17 protein-coding genes are annotated in these 20,555 nt (G+C 46.8%); 9 read left to right on the forward strand and 8 right to left on the reverse strand.

Annotated features, from left to right (window positions below; genetic code table 11):
* Window positions 1-10: 10 nt before the first annotated feature.
* The 4 genes from LZD49_RS15470 to LZD49_RS15485 form a co-directional block, all read right to left on the reverse strand.
* The gene (locus LZD49_RS15470; protein ID WP_234668481.1) at window positions 11-352 is read right to left on the reverse strand and encodes a hypothetical protein; all 342 of its coding nucleotides are present in this window, start codon (window positions 350-352) and stop codon (window positions 11-13) included.
* A gap of 10 nt (window positions 353-362) precedes the next feature.
* Complete coding sequence (locus LZD49_RS15475) at window positions 363-1,829, reverse strand: PKD domain-containing protein (protein ID WP_234668482.1); 1,467 nt, start codon at window positions 1,827-1,829, stop codon at window positions 363-365.
* A 148-nt stretch (window positions 1,830-1,977) separates the two neighbouring features.
* A complete protein-coding gene (locus LZD49_RS15480) occupies window positions 1,978-2,703 on the reverse strand; it encodes a LytTR family DNA-binding domain-containing protein (protein ID WP_234668483.1) in 726 nt (241 codons plus the stop codon).
* 2 nt (window positions 2,704-2,705) lie between these two features.
* Window positions 2,706-3,803, reverse strand: a complete 1,098-nt coding sequence (locus LZD49_RS15485) for a sensor histidine kinase (protein WP_234668484.1) — start codon at window positions 3,801-3,803, stop codon at window positions 2,706-2,708.
* A 314-nt stretch (window positions 3,804-4,117) separates the two neighbouring features.
* Between LZD49_RS15485 and ahcY the strand changes: the two genes are divergently transcribed.
* The 3 genes from ahcY to LZD49_RS15500 all read left to right on the forward strand — a co-directional run bounded on the left by ahcY (window position 4,118) and on the right by LZD49_RS15500 (window position 7,379).
* The gene (ahcY, locus tag LZD49_RS15490; RefSeq protein ID WP_234668485.1) at window positions 4,118-5,434 is read left to right on the forward strand and encodes an adenosylhomocysteinase; all 1,317 of its coding nucleotides are present in this window, start codon (window positions 4,118-4,120) and stop codon (window positions 5,432-5,434) included.
* A gap of 291 nt (window positions 5,435-5,725) precedes the next feature.
* Window positions 5,726-6,052, forward strand: coding sequence for a T9SS type A sorting domain-containing protein (locus tag LZD49_RS15495; RefSeq protein ID WP_234668486.1), 327 nt, complete (start codon window positions 5,726-5,728; stop codon window positions 6,050-6,052).
* A gap of 496 nt (window positions 6,053-6,548) precedes the next feature.
* Window positions 6,549-7,379, forward strand: a complete 831-nt coding sequence (locus tag LZD49_RS15500; protein ID WP_234668487.1) for a hypothetical protein — start codon at window positions 6,549-6,551, stop codon at window positions 7,377-7,379.
* A gap of 61 nt (window positions 7,380-7,440) precedes the next feature.
* Here the strand turns inward: LZD49_RS15500 and LZD49_RS15505 are convergent, their stop codons facing one another.
* Window positions 7,441-8,355 carry a mechanosensitive ion channel family protein gene (locus LZD49_RS15505; protein ID WP_234668488.1) on the reverse strand — a complete coding sequence of 305 codons (915 nt, stop codon included), beginning with the start codon at window positions 8,353-8,355 and terminating at the stop codon, window positions 7,441-7,443.
* A gap of 221 nt (window positions 8,356-8,576) precedes the next feature.
* Between LZD49_RS15505 and LZD49_RS15510 the strand changes: the two genes are divergently transcribed.
* Entirely contained in the window at window positions 8,577-8,738 is a 162-nt protein-coding gene (locus LZD49_RS15510; protein WP_234668489.1) for a hypothetical protein, read from the forward strand.
* A gap of 781 nt (window positions 8,739-9,519) precedes the next feature.
* Window positions 9,520-10,359: a hypothetical protein gene (locus tag LZD49_RS15515; protein WP_234668490.1), complete on the forward strand. Its 840-nt coding sequence runs from the start codon at window positions 9,520-9,522 to the stop codon at window positions 10,357-10,359.
* Between the two features lie 55 nt (window positions 10,360-10,414).
* Here the strand turns inward: LZD49_RS15515 and LZD49_RS15520 are convergent, their stop codons facing one another.
* Complete coding sequence (locus LZD49_RS15520; RefSeq protein WP_234668491.1) at window positions 10,415-11,179, reverse strand: SHOCT domain-containing protein; 765 nt, start codon at window positions 11,177-11,179, stop codon at window positions 10,415-10,417.
* Between the two features lie 195 nt (window positions 11,180-11,374).
* Between LZD49_RS15520 and LZD49_RS15525 the strand changes: the two genes are divergently transcribed.
* Window positions 11,375-12,262: a hypothetical protein gene (locus LZD49_RS15525; protein WP_234668492.1), complete on the forward strand. Its 888-nt coding sequence runs from the start codon at window positions 11,375-11,377 to the stop codon at window positions 12,260-12,262.
* A gap of 500 nt (window positions 12,263-12,762) precedes the next feature.
* Complete coding sequence (locus tag LZD49_RS15530; protein WP_234668493.1) at window positions 12,763-13,659, forward strand: hypothetical protein; 897 nt, start codon at window positions 12,763-12,765, stop codon at window positions 13,657-13,659.
* Between the two features lie 66 nt (window positions 13,660-13,725).
* Here the strand turns inward: LZD49_RS15530 and LZD49_RS15535 are convergent, their stop codons facing one another.
* Both LZD49_RS15535 and LZD49_RS15540 read right to left on the reverse strand, forming a co-directional pair.
* A complete protein-coding gene (locus LZD49_RS15535; protein WP_234668494.1) occupies window positions 13,726-14,814 on the reverse strand; it encodes a M48 family metallopeptidase in 1,089 nt (362 codons plus the stop codon).
* A gap of 18 nt (window positions 14,815-14,832) precedes the next feature.
* Window positions 14,833-15,792 (reverse strand): YjgN family protein, encoded by a 960-nt coding sequence (locus tag LZD49_RS15540; protein ID WP_234668495.1) that lies wholly within the window; start codon window positions 15,790-15,792, stop codon window positions 14,833-14,835.
* A 159-nt stretch (window positions 15,793-15,951) separates the two neighbouring features.
* On the opposite strand from LZD49_RS15540, the gene LZD49_RS15545 reads away from it, so the two are divergent.
* Together LZD49_RS15545 and LZD49_RS15550 are read left to right on the forward strand one after the other, a co-directional pair.
* Window positions 15,952-16,212 (forward strand): filamentous hemagglutinin, encoded by a 261-nt coding sequence (locus LZD49_RS15545; protein ID WP_234668496.1) that lies wholly within the window; start codon window positions 15,952-15,954, stop codon window positions 16,210-16,212.
* Between the two features lie 141 nt (window positions 16,213-16,353).
* On the forward strand, window positions 16,354-20,532 hold the full coding sequence (locus LZD49_RS15550) for a carbohydrate-binding protein (RefSeq protein WP_234668497.1): 4,179 nt from the start codon (window positions 16,354-16,356) through the stop codon (window positions 20,530-20,532).
* Window positions 20,533-20,555: the final 23 nt, after the last annotated feature.

The raw sequence follows: 20,555 nt of genomic DNA on the forward strand, positions 1-20,555 counted from the left end.
AGGTTCCGGATCACGACCAGATGCGCGCAAAGGACCCGATTGGCGCACGCACAACATGTAGCATAATCAGCAAATCGACATTCATCCCGTCGGTGACCACTTTGCCCGGCCTGGCGAGAAACAGCCAGGCCATCAGGGCAGCGGGTGGGACCACCACAAGTAGCAGCCGGGGGATCATGGTATCGGTAACTTTAAAATATCCGGCGAGAGAGGCCCCGCACTGCACCGCTATCCAGAGAACAGCGGCGCGAGCAAAAAAACTGGTACCTTTAACAGCCTGGAAGAACGTAAACACCACCAGGAGGGTAATCAGGCCAAAGACGATACTGGTACAATACGTGGAACTGTCCATCACTACGCTCCTACTCTTTCAACAACTTGGCTTGTGCGTTGTCTTTGAAAGTGTTGACCGTTTCCACGTCGGCATTGATCGTTGCCTGGTAGTTCACAAAAATTCCGTAGCCGCCGCTGTTGGAGATCACCGACTTCCGGATTGCCATTCTGGCCTGCCCGCCGTAGACCGCAATGTTGGCCTTCTTGCCCGACACGATCGCGATGTTACCTCCGCCGGACACTTCCGCATGCTCAATCACATTCTGGTCGCTTGTCGAGAAGCAGATCATGCCTTTCCAGTAAGCAGCCGTATTTTCGGCTCCGCGGATCACAATTTTATTAGTCTCGGTGCCCACCGCATTGAAATAGCCGTCGTCGATGGTAATAAAGCCTGCGCGTCCCACCTCGATCGTCACGCCTGGCAACAATTTCCAGTTGGCATCGGAGGTAACGTTTTCGAGAATGCGATAAGGGGTTTTGTCTTTGAAACCTTTCCAAACCACTTCATTCGCTGCATTTTTAGGAAGTGCCGAGGCAAAAATCTCCACCACATTACGTCCATTGCCATCTGTGAATTTGGAATCTGTATCCAGGTTCTTCACATTCTCGGCACCGAGAAGGATACCTGCCTCCGTATTGTCTTTGAAATTATTCTTTTCAAATGAAGCCAGGCTTACCCCCTGCTGAATATAAAGGCCGTAGCCAGCATTCGCCTCGAACAAACAGTTTTTAATATTGACCTCCGCCTGACTTCCCAGAACGGCCATACCCGCTTTGGTAGTGCTGTACAATGGCTTGCTTCCTGCGTGCAGCACCTGCACATATTCCAGCGTGTTGGCGCTGCTCGATGAGCGGAACGTCACACCCGACCAGAAACCTTTGGTGGTCTCTTTTCCGATGAAACGGATCGGTTTTTCAGCTTCTCCTTTTGCGATCAGAATACCGCCATTGTCGTTGATTTCCAAACGGGTATCACGTGCAAATGCGATAACAACGCCGGGTTTGATTTCGAGCTCCGCATTCACTGAAACATTGGCATTGACAATGTAATCCGGAACGGCGGGGTTATCGACGCGGTCGTTCAAAGTCAGTTTAGCCTTGATGTTGGCGTCGATCACAGCCGGCTCGATGAGGATTACGGTGATGAGGACTTTGTCTTTGCTCTGGCCATTGGCATTGCTGACGGTCAGTTCCACTTCGTACTCGCCGGCGAGGTCCGCAGTGAAGGTCGGTTTGGCAGTGGTAGCAGAAGCCAGGTTGGCTGTACTACCGGCAGGTTTTTTAGAGAATGCCCAGCTGAACTCGAAAGGTTTGGCTTCACTGTCGGTGGAAGCGCTACCATCGAGATTCACAACAGAGCCTGCGTTCACATTCTGGTCCGCGCCAGCTTTGGCGGTCAATGTGTTGGATGGTTTTACATCTTCGTCCTCCTTGCAGCTACCCAGTAACAGGGTAAATGACAAGGCTGCCCAAAGAATTCTTCTTGTTTTTAACATGGCTAATAATCCAAATGATTTAAATAGATTTCATTCCATTTCTCAATGGCGCTGCAATTTTAAATCGATTTGGCGAGCATCAGAAGTCCTCAAAACGGAGTGTCGATCAACAGCGGGTTTTATCGACAAACGCCTTTTGCGGCGCCGGTTAAAAGGTGAGCTTAAAACGGCGCTGACAGTCGTTACGGAAGTTTCGGCCGATCGGCAGCTCCTTCCCGTCTATTTCGAGCTTATGCGAATGGTAGCTTTCGACTTTATCAACCGAAACGATAAATGACCTGTGAATACGGATAAAACCGTCCTCCGGCAGCAGCTCTTCCAGCAGGCTGATTTTTTGTTTGGAAATAAGGGCCTTGTCTTTCAAAACCACCTTGATGTAGTCCCGCAAACTTTCGATCCAGTAAATGTCGTCGACGTTCACCTTCACCATTTTACGGTCCACTTTTAAATATAAAAACACATCCTGGCTGGTCTGCGCATTTTTTTGTGCCACCGAAACCGTCTGGTTTGTAATATTCAAACCTGTAAAAACTTTGTCCATCGCGCGCAGGAAGCGTTCGAAAGGAATGGGTTTGAGCAAATAATCGACCGCATTCAAATCAAAACCTTCGACGGCATAGTCCTGGTAGGCGGTTGTAAAAACAACTTTGGGCGGATTTTTGAGACTTCTGAGAAGGTCTGTACCTTTCAGGCCCGGCATTTTGACATCCAGGAACATCAGGTCGATCTTTTGCTGCTGCAACACCTGAAATGCCTGGATCGCATCCTGGCAGCGCGCCGCGACCTCTATTTCGGCGAAATTGGCGAGGTAATTGTCCAGTACTTCGATGGCATGAGGCTCATCATCCACCAGAATGGCTTTCAGCTTCATCATTATCAGATATCCAATCGTTTATCAAGGTCTATTTCCAAAATCACAGCGAATACATCCTCCTCGTCCATGATTTTGAGGTTATGTGCCGCGGGATAGAGGATTTCCAGCCGCTTGCGCACATTCGCGAGGCCTATGCTCACATGATGCGGGCGCTCGTCGTGCACGGCAGTTTCGGGTTTGCTGTTCGAGATCTTAAATTTCAATGCGTTGCTCTTTACCCGCAAATCCATATTGATCCACGCCTGGCCGATCTGCTCGCTCGCGCCGTGCTTGAATGCATTCTCGACCAGCGGCAATATCAGCAGCGGCGCAATGCGGTACTCGGGCGACAAGCCGTTGATACTGAAATTAATATCCAGTCGCTCCTCATATCTGATCTTCTCCAATTCGATATAACTTTTGAGAATACTTATGTCCCTTTCCAGCTGTACGATCTCCGTATTGGCCTCATAAAGCATATACCGCAAAATCTCCGCCAGCCCCATCACCACGCCCGGCGATTGCGGCGATTGCTTCAAAGTCAATGCATAAAGGTTATTTAATGTATTGAACAAAAAATGCGGGTGCAGCTGGCCTTTGAGAAAATTGAGCTCGGCTTCCATCGCTGCCTGCCGCCGGTCGAACCACATTTTAAAAAACTTCACCGACAATGCGATCCAAACGAAAATATTGGTCTGCTCGAATGCGCTGATGAGGTACACCGGTTTCGAGAGCTGTTGTCTGAAGGTGCCGTCGAGCTTGTGCCATACAAAGGTCGGATCGTTTCTCTTGACGGCGTTATAAATAATGGGATCGGCAACGAGTATTTCCATCAGCCTGAAAGCGAACGTCGACCCCATGACGATCAGCAGGAAGTAGGCCACAAACTGCACGTACTTCTTCCTATCGAAATACCGCGGGATGATCACATAGGCGATCAGGTAAAAATAACCGATGTGGATTGGCATAAAAAAGCCCACAATACCGATCGTGAGCCAGTAGTCGGGCATGCCGGCACCATAAATAATCGTCAGGATCGTCCATACGGCGAGCCAGAACAATATGTGCAGTAAAATCCTTTTTTGTTTGGTATTATTCAAAAACGGGGCAACGGGGCGCATATAACAAAGATAACTAATTCGAAGGCCAATACAGGGATTGAAAAGCAATGTCGACCAATGTCATACTATTGTCGACAAACGACACCTGGCAGAGGGCACCCATCGGGTAATCCTCTGGGATACAGACAAAATATCTTTCGCAGCGTGGCTAATACGCGGCCCCTCACTTCATCATCGGGGCAGATTAGGCACTAGAAAGATAAATTATCTAAATTTCATCGTCATAATAGAATTTGTATCTGCATTTGTTCTCTCTGGTGGTTTTTCTACTTAGTTTTGTGCTAAAATTAAGATATTAACTAAACTGTAAAATAATGGCAACGTCAACCGAAACGTACATCCCGTACAAGGTAAAAGACATCTCGCTGGCCGAATGGGGCCGTAAAGAAATCACATTGGCAGAAGCTGAAATGCCTGGTTTGATGGCGATCCGTGCCGAATACGGTCCGTCACAGCCTTTGGCAGGTGCACGTGTTGCAGGTTGCTTGCACATGACGATCCAGACTGCCGTTCTCATCGAAACCCTTACTGCATTGGGTGCTGAGGTTACCTGGTCATCATGTAACATTTTCTCTACCCAAGACCACGCGGCAGCGGCTATCGCAGCAGCGGGTATCCCTGTTTACGCATGGAAAGGCATGAACGAAGAGGAATTTAACTGGTGTATTGAGCAGACTTTGTTCTTCGGTGAAGACCGTAAGCCGCTCAACATGATCCTCGATGACGGTGGTGACCTTACCAACATGGTTTTCGACGAATATCCTGAGTTGATCGACGGTATCAAAGGTCTTTCGGAAGAAACTACAACCGGTGTTCACCGTTTGTATGAGCGCTACAAAAACGGCACGCTCCACCTTCCTTCGATCAACGTAAACGACTCGGTTACAAAGTCTAAATTTGATAACAAATACGGCTGCCGTGAGTCATTGGTTGACTCTATCCGCCGCGCAACCGACCTCATGCTTGCCGGTAAAGTGGCAGTAGTAGCAGGTTACGGTGACGTAGGTAAAGGTTCGGCCGAATCACTTCGTGGGGCAGGCTGCCGCGTATTGGTTACCGAAATCGACCCAATTTGCGCATTACAGGCTGCGATGGATGGTTTTGAAGTGGTAACTATGGACGAAGCTGCTACCCGCGCTAACATTTTCGTAACGGCGACCGGTAACTACAAGATCATTACCGACAGCCACTTCCTTAAAATGCGTGACAAAGCGGTAGTTTGTAACATCGGCCACTTCGATAACGAAATCGATATGGCTTGGTTGAACAAATCTTACGGCCACACCAAATCGCAGATCAAACCACAGGTTGATATCTACAATGTAGAAGGAAAAGATATCATCGTGCTGGCAGAAGGCCGTCTGGTGAACCTGGGCTGTGCAATGGGCCACCCGTCATTCGTGATGTCCTGCTCATTCTCAAACCAGACACTGGCGCAGATCGAGCTTTGGACCAACACGGCTGCTTACGAAAAGAAAGTATACGTTCTTCCAAAAGCATTGGACGAAAAAGTTGCTGCATTACACCTCGCACACGTAGGCGCAAAACTGGATACATTGTCCGAAGAGCAAGCTGCTTACATCGGCGTATCCGTTGATGGTCCTTTCAAAGCGGAGACTTACCGTTATTAATAATAGGATTGATATTGAGGACCGGCCTGTTTTTACGGGTCGGTCTTTTTTTGTGTCTGCCTCAGCTGCGTGTAATAATTACCGTTTGATTATCCATACCTGATATTCCCTCATTGTTTTATTATTTGAAGATGCAACTCCCGAATATTTCATGATAAATATTGTGTAAACACTGATACACTTTGATCATGAAAAATTTTCTCCTCCTTTTCATCTCGATTTACTTATTGTATTTAGCGTGTCGTGCACAAGATACTTATCGTAGAGAGATCGAAAGATTCGCAACGCAATATGGACCGCCTTAAACTGGTAGACCTGGATGGCTCATTCGCTTTCAGCAAAATCGTACATCTCACTAACAGAAACCCCTCAAAAATGGAAGCTTACCCCAATCCTGCCGATCGGTTCATAACGATCGAAGTTCCTGACAACGACTTTGGATTTGCCAAAGTCGAAGTGATAAACAAGGCAGGCGTAAAAGTTTTGGATAATGAAAAAATGCCCCTGACAGGAAATAAGGTTTTCGTTAATATTTCCGGCATTCCCGCGGGCCTGTATCAGGTTGTGATCACCACGCCGGGCTCGGTACAAAGTCACCCGATCTTAAAGGTGCCCTAAACTCAATGTAAAGGGCGGGACTGCTTCTGATTCGGTCCGCCCTTTTCTTGCTTTACGCTTCGGGTTTTCCAGGCGGTGGTAGATCAACCGGCCTTACAGGCGTAGGGAAAGAGATATTATTCTCATCAAAAAACCGCTTCACCAATTTCATCGCCTTACTCTTCGCCGGCGATAAGCTTCCGCCGTTCAGCGATCGACTTTGACGGGGATGGGGTCTACAATTTTGGATATCTGGGCGAAAATCACGGGTACAAATGAATGCGGGCCACCCTATCGAATTAATAAGCGACTGACTTCCTTTAAACAGGGCAAAACTCGAAAATCTTGTATGGTTTGCAAAAATACGCTATACAAAACTACGGCCTGCCAGCCAGCCTCTTTTTACCGCAGGCTCTTCAGGCCCTACCATTCGCCCATTGCATTTCGTGTGATTCTGATGTCCACCTATGTTTGATCCGATTCAAAATCAATTTTATCACACTTAAACATGATGATTATGAAACTATTTCGAAGCACTTCACTTTTCATTCAAGGCATCCTGATCGCCGGTATGCTGAGCGCTTGCCAGAATGAGAGCGACACCGCCCTGGCACCGCAGGCACCTGCAAACACATCTGACCAAAATGCAAGAACTGCCGTGGCAGCCGGTACGCTAATTAAGGACGGCAATACCACTTTGGCATATAATAGCCAAGATCCGACTCTTCTCTGGAAGGAAAGTAATGCCAACACTCAATTCGTTTTTACCTACGCACCACAACTGATTTCGGCTATGAAGTTTACCTATGGTAACCCTGCACCAGAATACAAATACTTTCTCGATACGTTCGGACGTTGTGTTCAGACTGTCACGGACAAGACCTATATATACGAATACAATGCCGACGGGCAGCTCACCAAAATCTACAATAAATATCAGCCGGATGAACGAAGAGAATTTTCATATGCAGTGGATGCCACGGGTTGGAAAAAATCCCTGAGCACAGTAAAATTCTATGATGAGCAGGGCGCAAAAACCAAGGAACTAACATTCACTTATGGTGGTGCAACAGGGATTCCGGACAAACATCCTTTAAACCCAGATGTGTTCCCGGCCGGAGTTAGTAAGTATCTGCGGATATTCGGGAATTTCAACACCAATCTTGTTCAACTTCTGATTGAAGACAAATATCTTCCGAACGGCCAAAAAGCATCCAGTACCACACACGCGTATAGTTATACGTTAGGCACTATGGGTAAGGCCAAAAATATCACCGTGAAGAAAATCAATGGTACACTCGTCTCATCGACCGACAGAACATACACCATGCCGAAGTATAACTTTTAACAACATCAAGGATACGGCCCGCGGAGCCGCGGGCCGTATCCTTGTGTATCAAAGTCTAATTTTATTCTGGCTTGGAAGATCCTGGTTGATCGAGGTTGACGATATTTAGTTCAGGTGGCCGCGTCGGCGTAGGGAAGGAAATATTATGCTCGTCAAACACCCTTTTTACAATCTTCATCACCGTACTCTTTGCCGGTCCGGGCCCGATCCTGTCCTGCCTGATCCAGAACAGGATTTCAAAATCAACACTTTTTTCGCTGAAACGAAGAAAATTAAATTCGATCACTTTGAGCGGGTCGATAAAATCAAGACCCTTGATGGCGCCCAAGGCCAGGCTTTCTACAAATGCCAGGTCGTCCTTGTAGCCGATGCTACCCTCCATCCTTACACGTCTTTCCCCCGAATGTGTAAAATTCATGATCGGCTTCTGGAAAATATCCTTGCTTGGCAGCTCCACCTGCTGGCCTTCAAAATTATCCAGCTTCACCGAACGCAAGCCGATTGACAAAACTTTACCCGTAAAACCGTTGGTCTCGATCACATCACCCACCTGAATGGGTCGCTGTATGGCTATGAATGCGCCGGAAATGAAGTTAGTCGTCAGATCCTGAAATGCGAAACCCAGCGCGAGCGCCAGCACTCCCGCTCCTGCAAGCAACGAAGTGACCGTTTTGTCGAGTCCCAGTATGCCCAGTGCAAAGAAAAAACCCGTGGCGACAATCCCGATCCGGGTAATAGTCGATATCAATCCTACAAGCGCGATGTTCTGCGATGCATGACCCAGCACCCTTTCGATAAACTTACCTCCGAATCGGGCCAGAAACCTGAAGACAATGAGGATCAGTACAGCAATGACCAGGTTCGGAAGCAAGCGGTATACTTCCACCGTCCACCGGTCAAGCTTGACGGCAATGGGGTCTACAATTTTGGATATCTGTGCGAAAATCATGGGTGCAAATAAATTCTGACGGCGCATCGAACCAACAGGTGGTCGTCCACTCTAAACACTGCAAAACTCGTAAATGTTGTCCGGTCTGCAAAAATTAAGAATACGGGATGTGAGGGACAAGTCCGGCCGCTTCACGACCGGTAGCTCTCCCGCCACCACCATTCGCCCATCGCATTTTCGTCCGGGCCGATAGTCGGCTAAGTTGAGAGAAGTTCGAAATCATTTCATTCATCCATAAAAAAACGATTATGAAATTACTTCGAAACACGACCGCCGCGATTAAATGGATTTTGCTCGCCAACCTGTTAGGTGCCTGCCATACAGAAAATGACAATGCGCTTACTCCGCGGGCACCTGCTAACGATGTCGGACCGGAATGCGAAAGCAGCGTCGACTTTATTGCTCATTAAGGACGGCTATCAGCTACTCGAATATACCACCCAAGGAAAACCCGGCCCTCGAAGGAAATCAACCCTGCTGCAAAAAGATACAGAGCGTACACTTACGCGGCAAGCGAGGTTACCGGATATCAGTCCTTTATTGCAAGTGGTTTGAAGGCGTTCCCCAGCCACTATTACCTTGATGCGAATGGACGTTGTGAGGAAAGCAGCGCCAGCGGAAAGAATGGATCCCCATACGTCTCGACTTATAACTATGATTTTGCATCCGGAGGATACGTCAAAACGATGACTGTAACAAAACCGGATGGCAGTATCTCCTCCACAGAACACAAATACAATGCTCCGCTTGCAGATTAGTAACCACATTATTTAATCAAAAAGCCGGTATTACCGGCTTTTTGATTAAATAAACAGCTTCTACGACAACTCCTTTTTTGCTTCAAATTCTTCTATATTCTCACTGACCGATTTCCAGCCCTTTTTGATTGACACCTTCATGATGACGGTAATGGGGGCTACTATTTTAGATTTGAAAAGATCGTAGGTGCATATGAATTCTGCCGACACATCGAATTAATAGGCGACCATCAACTTTAAATATCGCAAAACTCGTAAATGTTGTGCGGTCTGCAAAAATTACGAATACGAGAAGCGACGGGCAAGTCCGCCCGCTTTACGACCGGTGGCTCTCCCGCCATCGCCATTCGCCCATTACATTTTCGTACTAACCGGTAGCCTGCTATGTTGGAAGAAGTTCAAAATCTATTCATTTACCAACCAAACAACGATTATGAAACTACTTCGAAACATGACCACTGCGACCAAAGGAATTTTACTCGCCGGCCTGTTAGGCGCCTGCCAACCTGAAAATGACAATATGCTTACTCCGCAGGCCCCGACGACGGTGTCCGATCGGAATGCGAAAACTTCACAAGCAGTAGGTCAATTAATAAAGGATGGTGATGTCAGTCTCGTTTACAACAATCAGGTGCCAAGCGCTTTGTGGAAAGAAATTTATAACAACGGCGCTTACCATGAATTTACGTACGGGACGCAATTAATCACAGGCAAAAGATATGTGAATGGTTTCAACAACGCAACCAAAGTATTCACTTATATCCTGGATTCCTATGGACGCTGCATTGAAACCGTTACAGACAAAACACACCTGTACGAATATGACGCTAATGGGCAGCTCACGAAGTATTACAATAAACTGCAGCCCAACGAGCGAATCGAATTTACATACAAGGCTGATGCCACCGGAACTGCAACTTCGCTATCCACAGTAACATTCTACGATGCCTCGGGTAAAAAGACCAGGGAAGTTGGGTTTAATTACAGTATTACAGAACCTATTCCGGACAAATCTCCTTTGAATCCAGATGTGTTTGCAGTAGGTGTCAGCAAGTATCTTCCAATATTCGGGAAATTCAGTACTAATCTTGTTCAGTGCTCGTCAGACAAAAAGTTTCTTTCGAACGGGCAACAAATTTCCTCCACCAACTATTATTATAATTATGTATTGGATTATGCCGGTAAAGTCAGGAATGTTACCGTCAAGAAATATGACGGCAAATTAGTTTCGACAACGGACAGAAAATACACAATACCGTCATTTAAATTTTAGCGTATTTCTACAAAAAGGGCCCGAATAATTCGGGCCCTTTTATTGCGCAAATTCGTTACAATCTCGACAACAACTCCTCCTTCTTGGCTTTGAATTCCTCTTCTGTAATCTGTCCCTTCTCAAAAAGCACATTCAGCTTCCCTATCGTCGAAATGATGATGTCCTGCGGGCTTTGGTCGCCGCTTCGAAGATCAGCAGTTGCGGTGACATCGTAAGCGATTTCCGGTGTTGGCTGACTGGGTTTATCAGGGTCGGAGACAATTTCCAGGCTGCCCAGATCTACTGCGCCTTCCTGGCTGGTAAACCGGTACGAACCGACCGCACCATGCTGTTGGGACACGCCCGATATCTGGTGATGCTTGGTATCATAGATCGTGCGCTTCCCATTTTCCTCAATCACCAGTCGGCGAACGGAGGCAAAGTAGGCGTAGCGAAAACCATTTTGTGAACCGCTCGAGGTGGGGTTTCCAAAAATGCTAGGCCAGGAGGTGTTGACTGGCCTAAAAGGCGATGTAATTTTTTCTTCTGAATCACCCTCCTTTTCTTCAAATAATATATCTGTCATAATCAGATCGGCCAACTCATGGCAAAGCTTGTCCACATTCGCGCGCAACGAATTGTTAAACATATCGCCTACCATCGTCATCCCGCCTTTCATCCATTGCCCTTGTCCCCCCAATTCGGCAAGATTGAACTGGGCCATGGTCCCACCTCCACGAATAATCGCGTTCAGGAGTGATTCGATGGTTTCGGTGTGCAAATCATATCGGCTCGCAATCTCATTAACCTTTTGCCAGCCTTCCGGGGTTAGTTTCTTCATCTTATATTCTGTTTACCACAAACGTTACAAAAACGATGCCATAATAACCTAAAAGTAGGAAAGTGAGAAACCACCCACCTTTAAACCGCAAACTAGCCGAAACCGTCCACACGCCCATCGCTTTTTTATGACGCCCGATCGGAGGCTATGTTTGGTGCAGTTAAATCATTTGTTCAATTTAATTAAACGCATATTATGAAACTTCACAAAACCACAAGTATTGCTTTACAAGGCATGCTACTTTTAGGCATGCTGGGCGCATGCCAGAATGAGGATGCGATTACACCATCTGAAACAGCAAATATCTCCGCCGATCACGACAACTCCAAAATCGCAGCGGGTGAGATAAAACTGGTTGACGATGGTGACAATAAGTTGCTGTATAAAAAGACAGGCCGTTACGTCGGTAAATTGTCAAAAGTCAGTGAACCGAATTACTACACCGAATACTCGTATGCAGATGGGCCAGTCGAGGGGGATTATTGGATTACCAGTAAGCGTTACTCAAAATCAAGCAATGCATTGGTTAAGGAAATACAATACCATGTCGTTAATAAAAAATGCATAAAAAAAATTGATGTCACTGACAATCAAAACTTCAATTTTAACTACGACGAAGCAGGCAGACTTAAAAAAATATCCAGAGAAGGAACCAATACAAAAATTGAATTATCATATATATTCAATGCCGGTGCAGGCGACGAACGTCTTTATAAAACCACCTTCTCTAATAATAATGGAGCATACAAGGAAATAACTTATCAATACTCTATATGGGCTGCTAACTACTCAGTGGATCCAAAGGCAGATAAGTACCCTTTAAATCCAGTACATTTAGGTCTTGACAGATATCTGCCCATATTCAGCAAATTCAGCGATGCACTTGTACAGCAGATTACAATATCTCCGCTGCCAGCCTCAGGTCAAAGCGAGCCATATTATAAGTATACATATGCATTTGACGGCAGTGGTTACGTAACATATCGGACAGAAGAATACTTTCCGCTCGGGCTTGGATATCAGGCCGGGAAACAGTCCAATTTCTCCCCATTAAAATACACCTCATGGGTTCCAGGACTCTAATCCACTAGCGACAAGCACTTTCGATACGACAAAGAGACCGCCAAGCTGACGGTCTCTTTGTCGTATCGAAAGTGCTTGAAACAACCAGCTCCGAATCGCCAATAACACGAGGTGCTATTGCAAATTTTTATGAATAATAGAATACATCTGCGATGACAACAATCTCGGCGGGCTTCTGATATTACCAGCAAACGGCATTAATAATCAAACAACGCGCTGGTAAAATATATCCGTCACAAAGTGTAAGCCGGGCCTTCTATCGAAATACCCAATTGTTCCACGTAGAAAGTATTAATGCGGACCGTTATTATTAATGATGCGCTATTTTTTGGTACTATGAAAATAAAACTACAAATGATACAAATAGCTCAAACGAACAAAATTATAACGTCCGAAAAATCATCAAAACACACCATTAATAAAACAGATTTTCATGTCATATCGATTAGCTCTAAGTTTGAATCGAAAATCAATTATTCATTTAACTATCAGTTTAATTTATGAAACAACTTCACATTGCAGGGAATTTATTGAAAAGTTTGACGCTGGCCGGGTTGCTCGCCGCATGCCATAACGATCAGGCAATTGCTCCTACTGGAACAGATGGTGTCGCAGTGAATGACCAAAATGCTAAGATATCGCCACTTCTAAGACTTGTCAAGGAGGGTGATGTTGCAATACAATACATTAAAAGTGGAAAGTTTCTCGGAAAAATATCTAGAATTGATGTCGGGAATAATTATAACTACTACTTTGAATACACATACAACGATAACAACCCATCTGGCGACCTATGGATTAGTAGAAAGCAGTATCAAAAAGGCACTAACTCATTTGTTCAAGAATGGAAATATAAGGTTGTTAACGGGCTCTGTGTTGCGAGTGAAAGCGTAGCTTTGGGAGATTCATATGAATACAAATACAATGCGCAGGGGCTCTTAGATGAAATAAAATCTTCTCATATCGGAAACCCTCATGTTATCTGGAAGTATTCTTACAATTACAATGCTGCTAGTAGTTCCTATCGACTTCACAAGGTAGCATCTTCCAATAGTCAATTTGGACCTGAAATCGAAACCACATTTACTTATACTTCAATACCCGCTAAATACTCATGGAACCCTGTAGATGCCACCATATATATGGATCAAGGGAATATTGACCGGTATCTCCCCATTTTTGGGAAATTCTCGGATGTTCTTGTGGCGAAAACTGTTGAACAGTCATTAAAAAACCCTGCTACCAAATCGTCCAATAAAGAATTTACCTACATAACCGATAGTGACGGACTTGTTACTTCCAGAATCACACAAACATCGAAAGGAAATAATCCGCCTGCATCTTCTCCGACCACTACAATCTTGAAATATTCTTCGAGTTGGCAGGGAATACCTTGAAATTGGTCTAGCCGCTAAGAACAAGCAAAAGGAAATAAATAGCGAGCCGTCAATCATAATGGTTCGCTATTTATTTACCATCAGCGACAATCTCTCCCACTTCCTCTCCAATTCCCTCTCCTCCCTCACACCTTTCTGCCGCTTCACCATCTCCTCCGCAACCCGCAGCCTCTCCTCCGTCAGCGGATGCGTACTCAGCAATTGCAAACTCCCCACATCCCCATGTTCGCTTTGCAGTAATGCGAACAAATCCACAAAACCTTGCAGGCTGATGCCGTCGCTTTGCAACACATCCATTCCCTTGCGGTCGGCTTCGGTTTCGAGTTCGCGGGAATAGGTGAGGTTGGCGAGTGTATTGGAATTGTCGGCTATGGTGGTGACGATGCCGTTGATGTCGTTCAGTAGCAATGAAAGAAACAGGTAGCCTGCCAGACTTCTGAAAATGTTTCGGAGTGAATGCCGGTAATGCACATGGGCTACTTCATGCGCCAGGAGTGCCGCCAGCTGCTCCTTGCTTTTCATCTGCCGGATGATCTTATCAAAAACCACGATATGCCCGCCAGGCAATGCAAATGCATTGACCTCGTCTTCCTTCACGACGGTGACACGGATGGGGTATTGCGTTTTGAAATCAATGGATTTCGCAAAGTCATTTACCGCATCCGTCAGCGGTTTGTCCACATCGTAGGCGCGGATCATGTTCTCGTACATGGTGTCACCCATTTCGACCTCCGCACTTACAGGAATGCGTTCTGCAACAGCACCGGCCAGCCATGGAAGGCCATACCAATAGGTGAGGCCCATCAGAATGAGAACGAGCAGCGCTACTCCCACAATAGCCGTATTACTCAATTTGAAGAGGTTGCTGATACGCTTCTTGAAAAATACCTTCTCCGGATACCGGTACCTCAGCGCCCCGGGCAGCTTTTCATCCTTGCATTCGATCGTCTGCTGTGGAAATTCCCCATATCGGAAAATGAACAGACCGCTGAAGTTTTCGTCGGTCACGATGCCCGGTATTGCCCAGCGGACCGGGACGAGCTCCTCCGACGGATCCCGGTAATGAATGAGCCAGTGGTCCGGCATGAGTGTGAGCGTGGCGTCGTGCGCGATGGAGCGCCGGCCGTCGTGGTAACGGACACTAAAATGCTGCATGAAAAAGGTCAAATGTGATTAAACAAGGCCAATATCGATCATATCTGCGAGATCTTCGCCAGTAGCGTCGGTATAGTCGGCTTCGGTTTGTGTGATTGAATTGACATCCATAGGCCCGTCGATGTGGATATTGTTAAACACAAAATGCATAGCCCGCACGATGGCCCAGGGCGTTGCGAGTCCGAGACTGAGCACGATGATGAGCAGATTCACAATGACCAGCTGGAAGTATGCTCCGCCAGTAGCGGTCGAGCGGAAATTAAGCTTCGTATCTCCCTGGTACATCCGGATGTTATCCACGTAATAGGCGAAAAGGTCTTTGGCATACCAAAAAGCGTAAATACCCAGCGTAAAAATCGACAGAAAATAGCCTTTTACATTAAGCCAGAAAAATGCCGCACCCTCGCCCTCATAAGAAAATGTAATGTTCCCGAAACGGAGGTGTTTGAAAATGTATTTCCGGATTTCAATAATAAACCAGGCACCATAAGTACCGAATGTAAAAATGGTAATCAGGCTGCCTACGATAAACATCTTCAGGAATTCTTTGCGGTCACCGCGATATCCGAAATGGATTCCGCGCCACGACGAGCGGGACGTTCTGTAACGAAGCGCGCCATGAATGGCTATCGGAATCAAAATCAATAATCCTATGTAAAAGACTGCGACACCAAGCATTTTAACAACCATACTACTGGACAAAAGTGCCAGAAACAGCAAGCAGTAAAGACCCAAGAAAATGCCGATTGCTTTAATAAAACCTTTAAACATTTCATTGCCTGTGCCATGAAATGTAAAGCGGCTCCCTTCAAATTCCGACTCTTCATACATATATTTCAGCAATGCGGCTTTTGCCCATGGATAATAAATGCCGAGTGTAATGAAAGTCAGAAGGATGTTAACAATGTAAATACCAAATAATTTGGCCCCTTCCCCGTGAAAGCTGAGCTGGCGGGTTTCGTTTTGACGCAGTTCCATTTAGTTAGATTTAATGTGAGGAAAATCAAATATAAAGATTTCAATCCTCGATTAGATTAATTCATCTTTACCATGACAAAAATTGGTGTTCGGAATTATCATCCGGCACAGTTATTTTAATGATGAGCACACAGCATTTCATTCAAACAACTCGAAACCATGGATATCTATCAACTGGCCAATGAGTACCGGGATTTCACAAATGGCGGAGGTGATCCCAGCGATCCGCGTGAGACGCCACCTTTCGATCCACGGCCGGAAGTTCCGTCACCTGACGTGCCGGAAGAAACACCACCTTATGAGAAAGAACCGGAGACTCCGCCTCTGACGCCAGAGCCAGAACTGCCGCCAGTAGAACCCGTGGTACCAGAAATTGAGCCACTCCCAGGTGAAGGACCCGGAATTCCCGCGTTCAAATAAGCAAACGTTTTGACTAGTAGCTATTTGAGGTCTGCCGCCACTTGGAAAGATTATTTATATACTAGTACGACAAAAACTTCTACAAAATTTGTAGCTAAGTTTAAATTCGTTGTATCTTCACTAAAATTGTAGACCCAACGAATGACTAAAACCTTTACGCTCTGTCTCTTAATTTTCTCCTTCTCTATTCAGGCTCAGTCGAATAAGATACTTCCAGGAAAGATCGAAGCAGAAGATTTTATCACCACGAATGCCACCGGCACTGAATCGACTTCGGATGCAGGAGGCGGTTTGAATGTCGGCTGGATACAGGATGGCAGCTGGTTAGACTATGCCGTTCAGACACCGTCGGCGGGCTACTACACGTTCCGCTTCAGGATCGCCAATGGTTATAGTCCAGAAGCTACATTGGCGTTACGATCATCTAACGGTGCTACCCTGGGCAGGGCTATTTTGCCACAAACTGGTGGCATGCAGGGCTGGCAAACTGTGTCATTTGCTGCTTTGCTTCCACAAGGGAATCAGACAATCCGCATTTTTGCCGAAAAAGGAGGCTGGAATTTCAACTGGTTTGATGTAAGCGCTTCCCGCTCGATAGCGTCCGGAAAGGTGGAGGCAGAAAACTTTGATACGATGCACGAAGTTCGCCTGGAAGATACCAGTGATGAAGGCGGCGGCCAGAATGTGGCGTATATTGATGATAACGACTGGATGGATTACAATCTCAGTCTGGCCAATGCCCGCGATTATGAAATGCAGTTCAGGGTTGCCAACGCATATGGAAACGGCATTATTGAAATACAAAACGCAGCAGGAGCGGTGCTGGGGCAGGTAAATGTCCCACAAACAGGCGCATGGCAAAGTTGGACAACCATCCATACCACCGTGACCCTACCAGCAGGTAGCCAGCTAATAAGGCTTTTTGCCAGACAGGGAGCATTCAACCTCAACTGGTTTTCATTCGTTTCGGCAGGCCAACGGGTTACCGGTACTATGTTGCCCGCGAAGATAGAAGCCGAGATGTATGACGCCTCTAACAGCGTACAATTAGAAAACACCACAGATACCGATGGAGGCCAGAATGTAGGATGGATCCAGGATGATAGCTGGATGGACTACGACGTAAACGTACCTGCTGCCGGAATATTTACATTCAACTACCGCATCGCGAACGGGTATAGTCCTGAGGCTACGCTCGTCATGAAAAACACGGAAGGTGCCGACTTTGGAAGTATCCTCTTGCCGCAAACAGGCGGAATGCAAGGCTGGAAAACCGTTAGCATGCTGGCGTCGTTACCGGCAGGGAACCAAAGATTACGTGTTTTTGCTCCTAAGGGCGGCTGGAACTTCAACTGGTTTGAGGCAAGGGCGTCTCGCGCACTGACGAGCAGAATTGAAGCAGAAACATTTGATGTGGCGTCAGACGTGCGTACCGAAGCAACGGGCGACGCAGATGGCGACCAGAACGTGAGCTATATCGACGATAATGATTGGCTGGATTACAATGTGAATGTACCCACGGCTGGCACTTACACAATCAATTTCCGGGTGGCTAATAGCTGGGGAAATGGTAATATTCAGTTCAAAAACACCTCTGGTACAATTCTAGGCAACGTGGATGTTCCACAAACAGGCGGATGGCAAAACTACACCACCGTACGCACGACTGTGCAACTGGACGCGGGAAGCCAGGTGTTCCGCATTTTTGCGAACCGCGGCGCATTCAATTTCAACTGGTTTGAGGTAATCCCCGGTTCAGTCCAGGGGCAATCCGTTATTACTTTTGAGCCGATTGGCGATAAAAATCTGACCGACGGCTCATTCAACCTAACAACCAGCAGTACTAATCCCGAAACGCCTGTTCAGTTTACGTCTTCCGACCCATCGATCGTTTCGGTTTCAAATGCGAGCGGCATCTGGAAAGCTTCCATCCACGCGGCTGGACAAGTAACCATCACGGCATCGCAGGCCGGCAACAACAATTATCTCACGGCCGAGAATGTCGCCAGGACATTTTCTGTTTCTGACAATTCAAACCCCAATAATCCGGCACTGGGCACCAAAATCCCCATCGACCCGAAGCGCTGGTACCAGCTTACCAATGCGGCCAATGGCCTGGAAGGTTTGTTTGATGGCAACACGCAGGAAAATGTGCAGACAGGCTGGGGCAAAGTGATCAACAATTACGAGGCATATTATCCGCTGAAAGATGGCGAGCAGATCACCCTCAATGGAATCAAATTCTTCGATTTTACGGGTACGGCGCAGGATTACCCACTGGTATTGTCAGTCATTACGGATCAATGGGAACGCATTCCGGTTGCTACCTTCACCGGTGAAATCTATAATGGCTGGGTAGGCCCCTACCCCAATCGCCAACTTTCCGGCGACGCGCAGTTCAAGTTCGACCAGCCGTTGAGCAATATCCGTTACCTGGTAATGACCATGTCCAACACATTACCTACCGAAATCGAGTTTTACGGTAGCTATACTCCTGGTACCGAAATCGTGAAACCGGCCCGCGTCAAACACATCAAACTCAGCGATATGCTGGGCGTGAATGGATACGAATGGAATTTCCAGGATGGCATGCATATTGAAACACTGGTTGAACCAAAAGTACAAGCTGCCAAAAGTTTTACAGGTTTACGGCATTATATGGACTGGGAGAAGCTGGAAGCGGATGAAGGTGTTTATTCCTATAATCCCACCCTAAGCGGCAGCTGGAATTACGACCTGATTTACGAACGCTGCAAGCAGGAGAATATTGAGGTACTCGCTTGCCTTAAAACGCAGCCCACCTGGCTGAGACAGACATATCCCGAAGATCAGCGTGATCCGGAGAATGTGCCTGTTCGCTATGGCAAGAGTTTCGCCGATCCGGTTTCATACATAGAACAGGCAAAAGTTGCATTCCAGTATGCAGCGCGTTATGGAAGCAATGCGAATGTTGACCCGTCGCTACTGAGCGTATCTACCACGCCAAGATGGAACCAAGACCCGGTTAACACCATCAAAATCGGCCTGAACCTGATCAAATACATCGAATGCGATAACGAGCGCGACAAGTGGTGGAAAGGCCGCAAGGGCTACCAGACAGCCCGGGAATATGCAGCGAACATGTCCGCATTTTATGATGGTCATAAAAATACAATGGGTGCCGGCGTGGGTGTAAAAAATGCCGATCCGAATATGAAAGTGGTCATTGCGGGATTGGTTACCGGTCCTGATTATGTAAAAGGAATGGTCGACTGGTGCAGGGAATTCCGGGGCTATAATGCCGACGGAACAGTGAATCTCTGCTGGGATGTTGTCAACTTCCATCTTTATACCGACAATGCATCTTCAAGCCAGAGCGGCACATCTACCCGCGGCGCGGCGCCCGAAGTGACCAATGCCAAGCAGATCGTAGAAAATTTCGTAAAAGTAGCCCGCGAAGTTTCCAATGACCTGCCGATCTGGAATACCGAAGCAGGATACGACCTGCATCAAAGCAGTCCGCTAAGAGCGATTCCTATCGGCAATAAATCGGCATTACAAACACAAGCCGACTGGATTCTGCGCACGTCGCTGTTTGCGGCCCGTAACGGTGTTGAGAAATTGTTTTTCTACCAAATGTACGACGACAACAGTGCCAGCGGTGGTATGTTCGGGACATCGGGATTCGTCAACGACGACCAGACACGCCGGCCATCTGCGGATTACTTCCTGCAAACCCAAAAACTGTTTGGGCAATACGAATTCAAGGAAACGCTCCATAACGACCCGATCGTAGACCGCTACGAGCTAAATGGAAAATCACTGTTTATCCTGACAGTACCAGACGAAGTGGGCAGAACCGCCGAATATACCGTCAACCTGAATCAGTCGGGCATTGCGAGAATTTATACGCCTACCGCCGGTGCCAGCAATATGGCGATGGTAGAACTACCGATCGTGGATGGCAAAGTAACGGTTACTGCGGGCGAAACGCCAATCTTTGTAATAGCAGCCGACGGTTCCAATGCAAGAATTGCAGCTTTGGAAACCGCTGCGCCAGCTTTGGAACCGGAAGTACCGTTGCACGTAGATGTGAATGTTTATCCCAATCCAACATCCGATTACTTCAGCATCGACCTCGCTAATGAAAAAACCGGGCAGATCGAGATCCGTATATTCGACGCCAAATCAGGACGGCTTTATAAGCAAATGCAGGTGAACAAAACGGCCAACCGTTTCTCACATCAGTTGAACATCACACAGCTTCCTGCGAGTGTTTACATTGTTGAAGTAAAGCAAGGCGATGACCGCGCTTTCCGAAAGATTGCCAAAGTTCATTAAACATCAACCGTATAAAAAAGCAA

Source organism: Dyadobacter sp. CY261, assembly GCF_021440085.1.
In the GTDB taxonomy this organism is placed as follows: domain Bacteria; phylum Bacteroidota; class Bacteroidia; order Cytophagales; family Spirosomataceae; genus Dyadobacter.

Bases quoted from the DNA above. Each gene is read 5' to 3' on its own strand.
- LZD49_RS15495 (WP_234668486.1), top strand. From the start codon at position 5,726: ATGGACCGCCTTAAACTGGTAGACCTGGATGGCTCATTCGCTTTCAGC.
- LZD49_RS15470 (WP_234668481.1), bottom strand. From the start codon at position 352: ATGGACAGTTCCACGTATTGTACCAGTATCGTCTTTGGCCTGATTACC.
- LZD49_RS15515 (WP_234668490.1), top strand. From the start codon at position 9,520: ATGAAACTACTTCGAAACATGACCACTGCGACCAAAGGAATTTTACTC.
- LZD49_RS15480 (WP_234668483.1), bottom strand. From the start codon at position 2,703: ATGATGAAGCTGAAAGCCATTCTGGTGGATGATGAGCCTCATGCCATC.
- LZD49_RS15520 (WP_234668491.1), bottom strand. From the start codon at position 11,179: ATGAAGAAACTAACCCCGGAAGGCTGGCAAAAGGTTAATGAGATTGCG.
- LZD49_RS15525 (WP_234668492.1), top strand. From the start codon at position 11,375: ATGAAACTTCACAAAACCACAAGTATTGCTTTACAAGGCATGCTACTT.
- LZD49_RS15485 (WP_234668484.1), bottom strand. From the start codon at position 3,803: ATGCGCCCCGTTGCCCCGTTTTTGAATAATACCAAACAAAAAAGGATT.
- LZD49_RS15535 (WP_234668494.1), bottom strand. From the start codon at position 14,814: ATGCAGCATTTTAGTGTCCGTTACCACGACGGCCGGCGCTCCATCGCG.
- LZD49_RS15510 (WP_234668489.1), top strand. From the start codon at position 8,577: ATGAAATTACTTCGAAACACGACCGCCGCGATTAAATGGATTTTGCTC.
- LZD49_RS15545 (WP_234668496.1), top strand. From the start codon at position 15,952: ATGGATATCTATCAACTGGCCAATGAGTACCGGGATTTCACAAATGGC.
- LZD49_RS15505 (WP_234668488.1), bottom strand. From the start codon at position 8,355: ATGCGCCGTCAGAATTTATTTGCACCCATGATTTTCGCACAGATATCC.
- LZD49_RS15540 (WP_234668495.1), bottom strand. From the start codon at position 15,792: ATGGAACTGCGTCAAAACGAAACCCGCCAGCTCAGCTTTCACGGGGAA.
- LZD49_RS15475 (WP_234668482.1), bottom strand. From the start codon at position 1,829: ATGTTAAAAACAAGAAGAATTCTTTGGGCAGCCTTGTCATTTACCCTG.
- LZD49_RS15550 (WP_234668497.1), top strand. From the start codon at position 16,354: ATGACTAAAACCTTTACGCTCTGTCTCTTAATTTTCTCCTTCTCTATT.
- LZD49_RS15530 (WP_234668493.1), top strand. From the start codon at position 12,763: ATGAAACAACTTCACATTGCAGGGAATTTATTGAAAAGTTTGACGCTG.
- LZD49_RS15500 (WP_234668487.1), top strand. From the start codon at position 6,549: ATGAAACTATTTCGAAGCACTTCACTTTTCATTCAAGGCATCCTGATC.
- ahcY (WP_234668485.1), top strand. From the start codon at position 4,118: ATGGCAACGTCAACCGAAACGTACATCCCGTACAAGGTAAAAGACATC.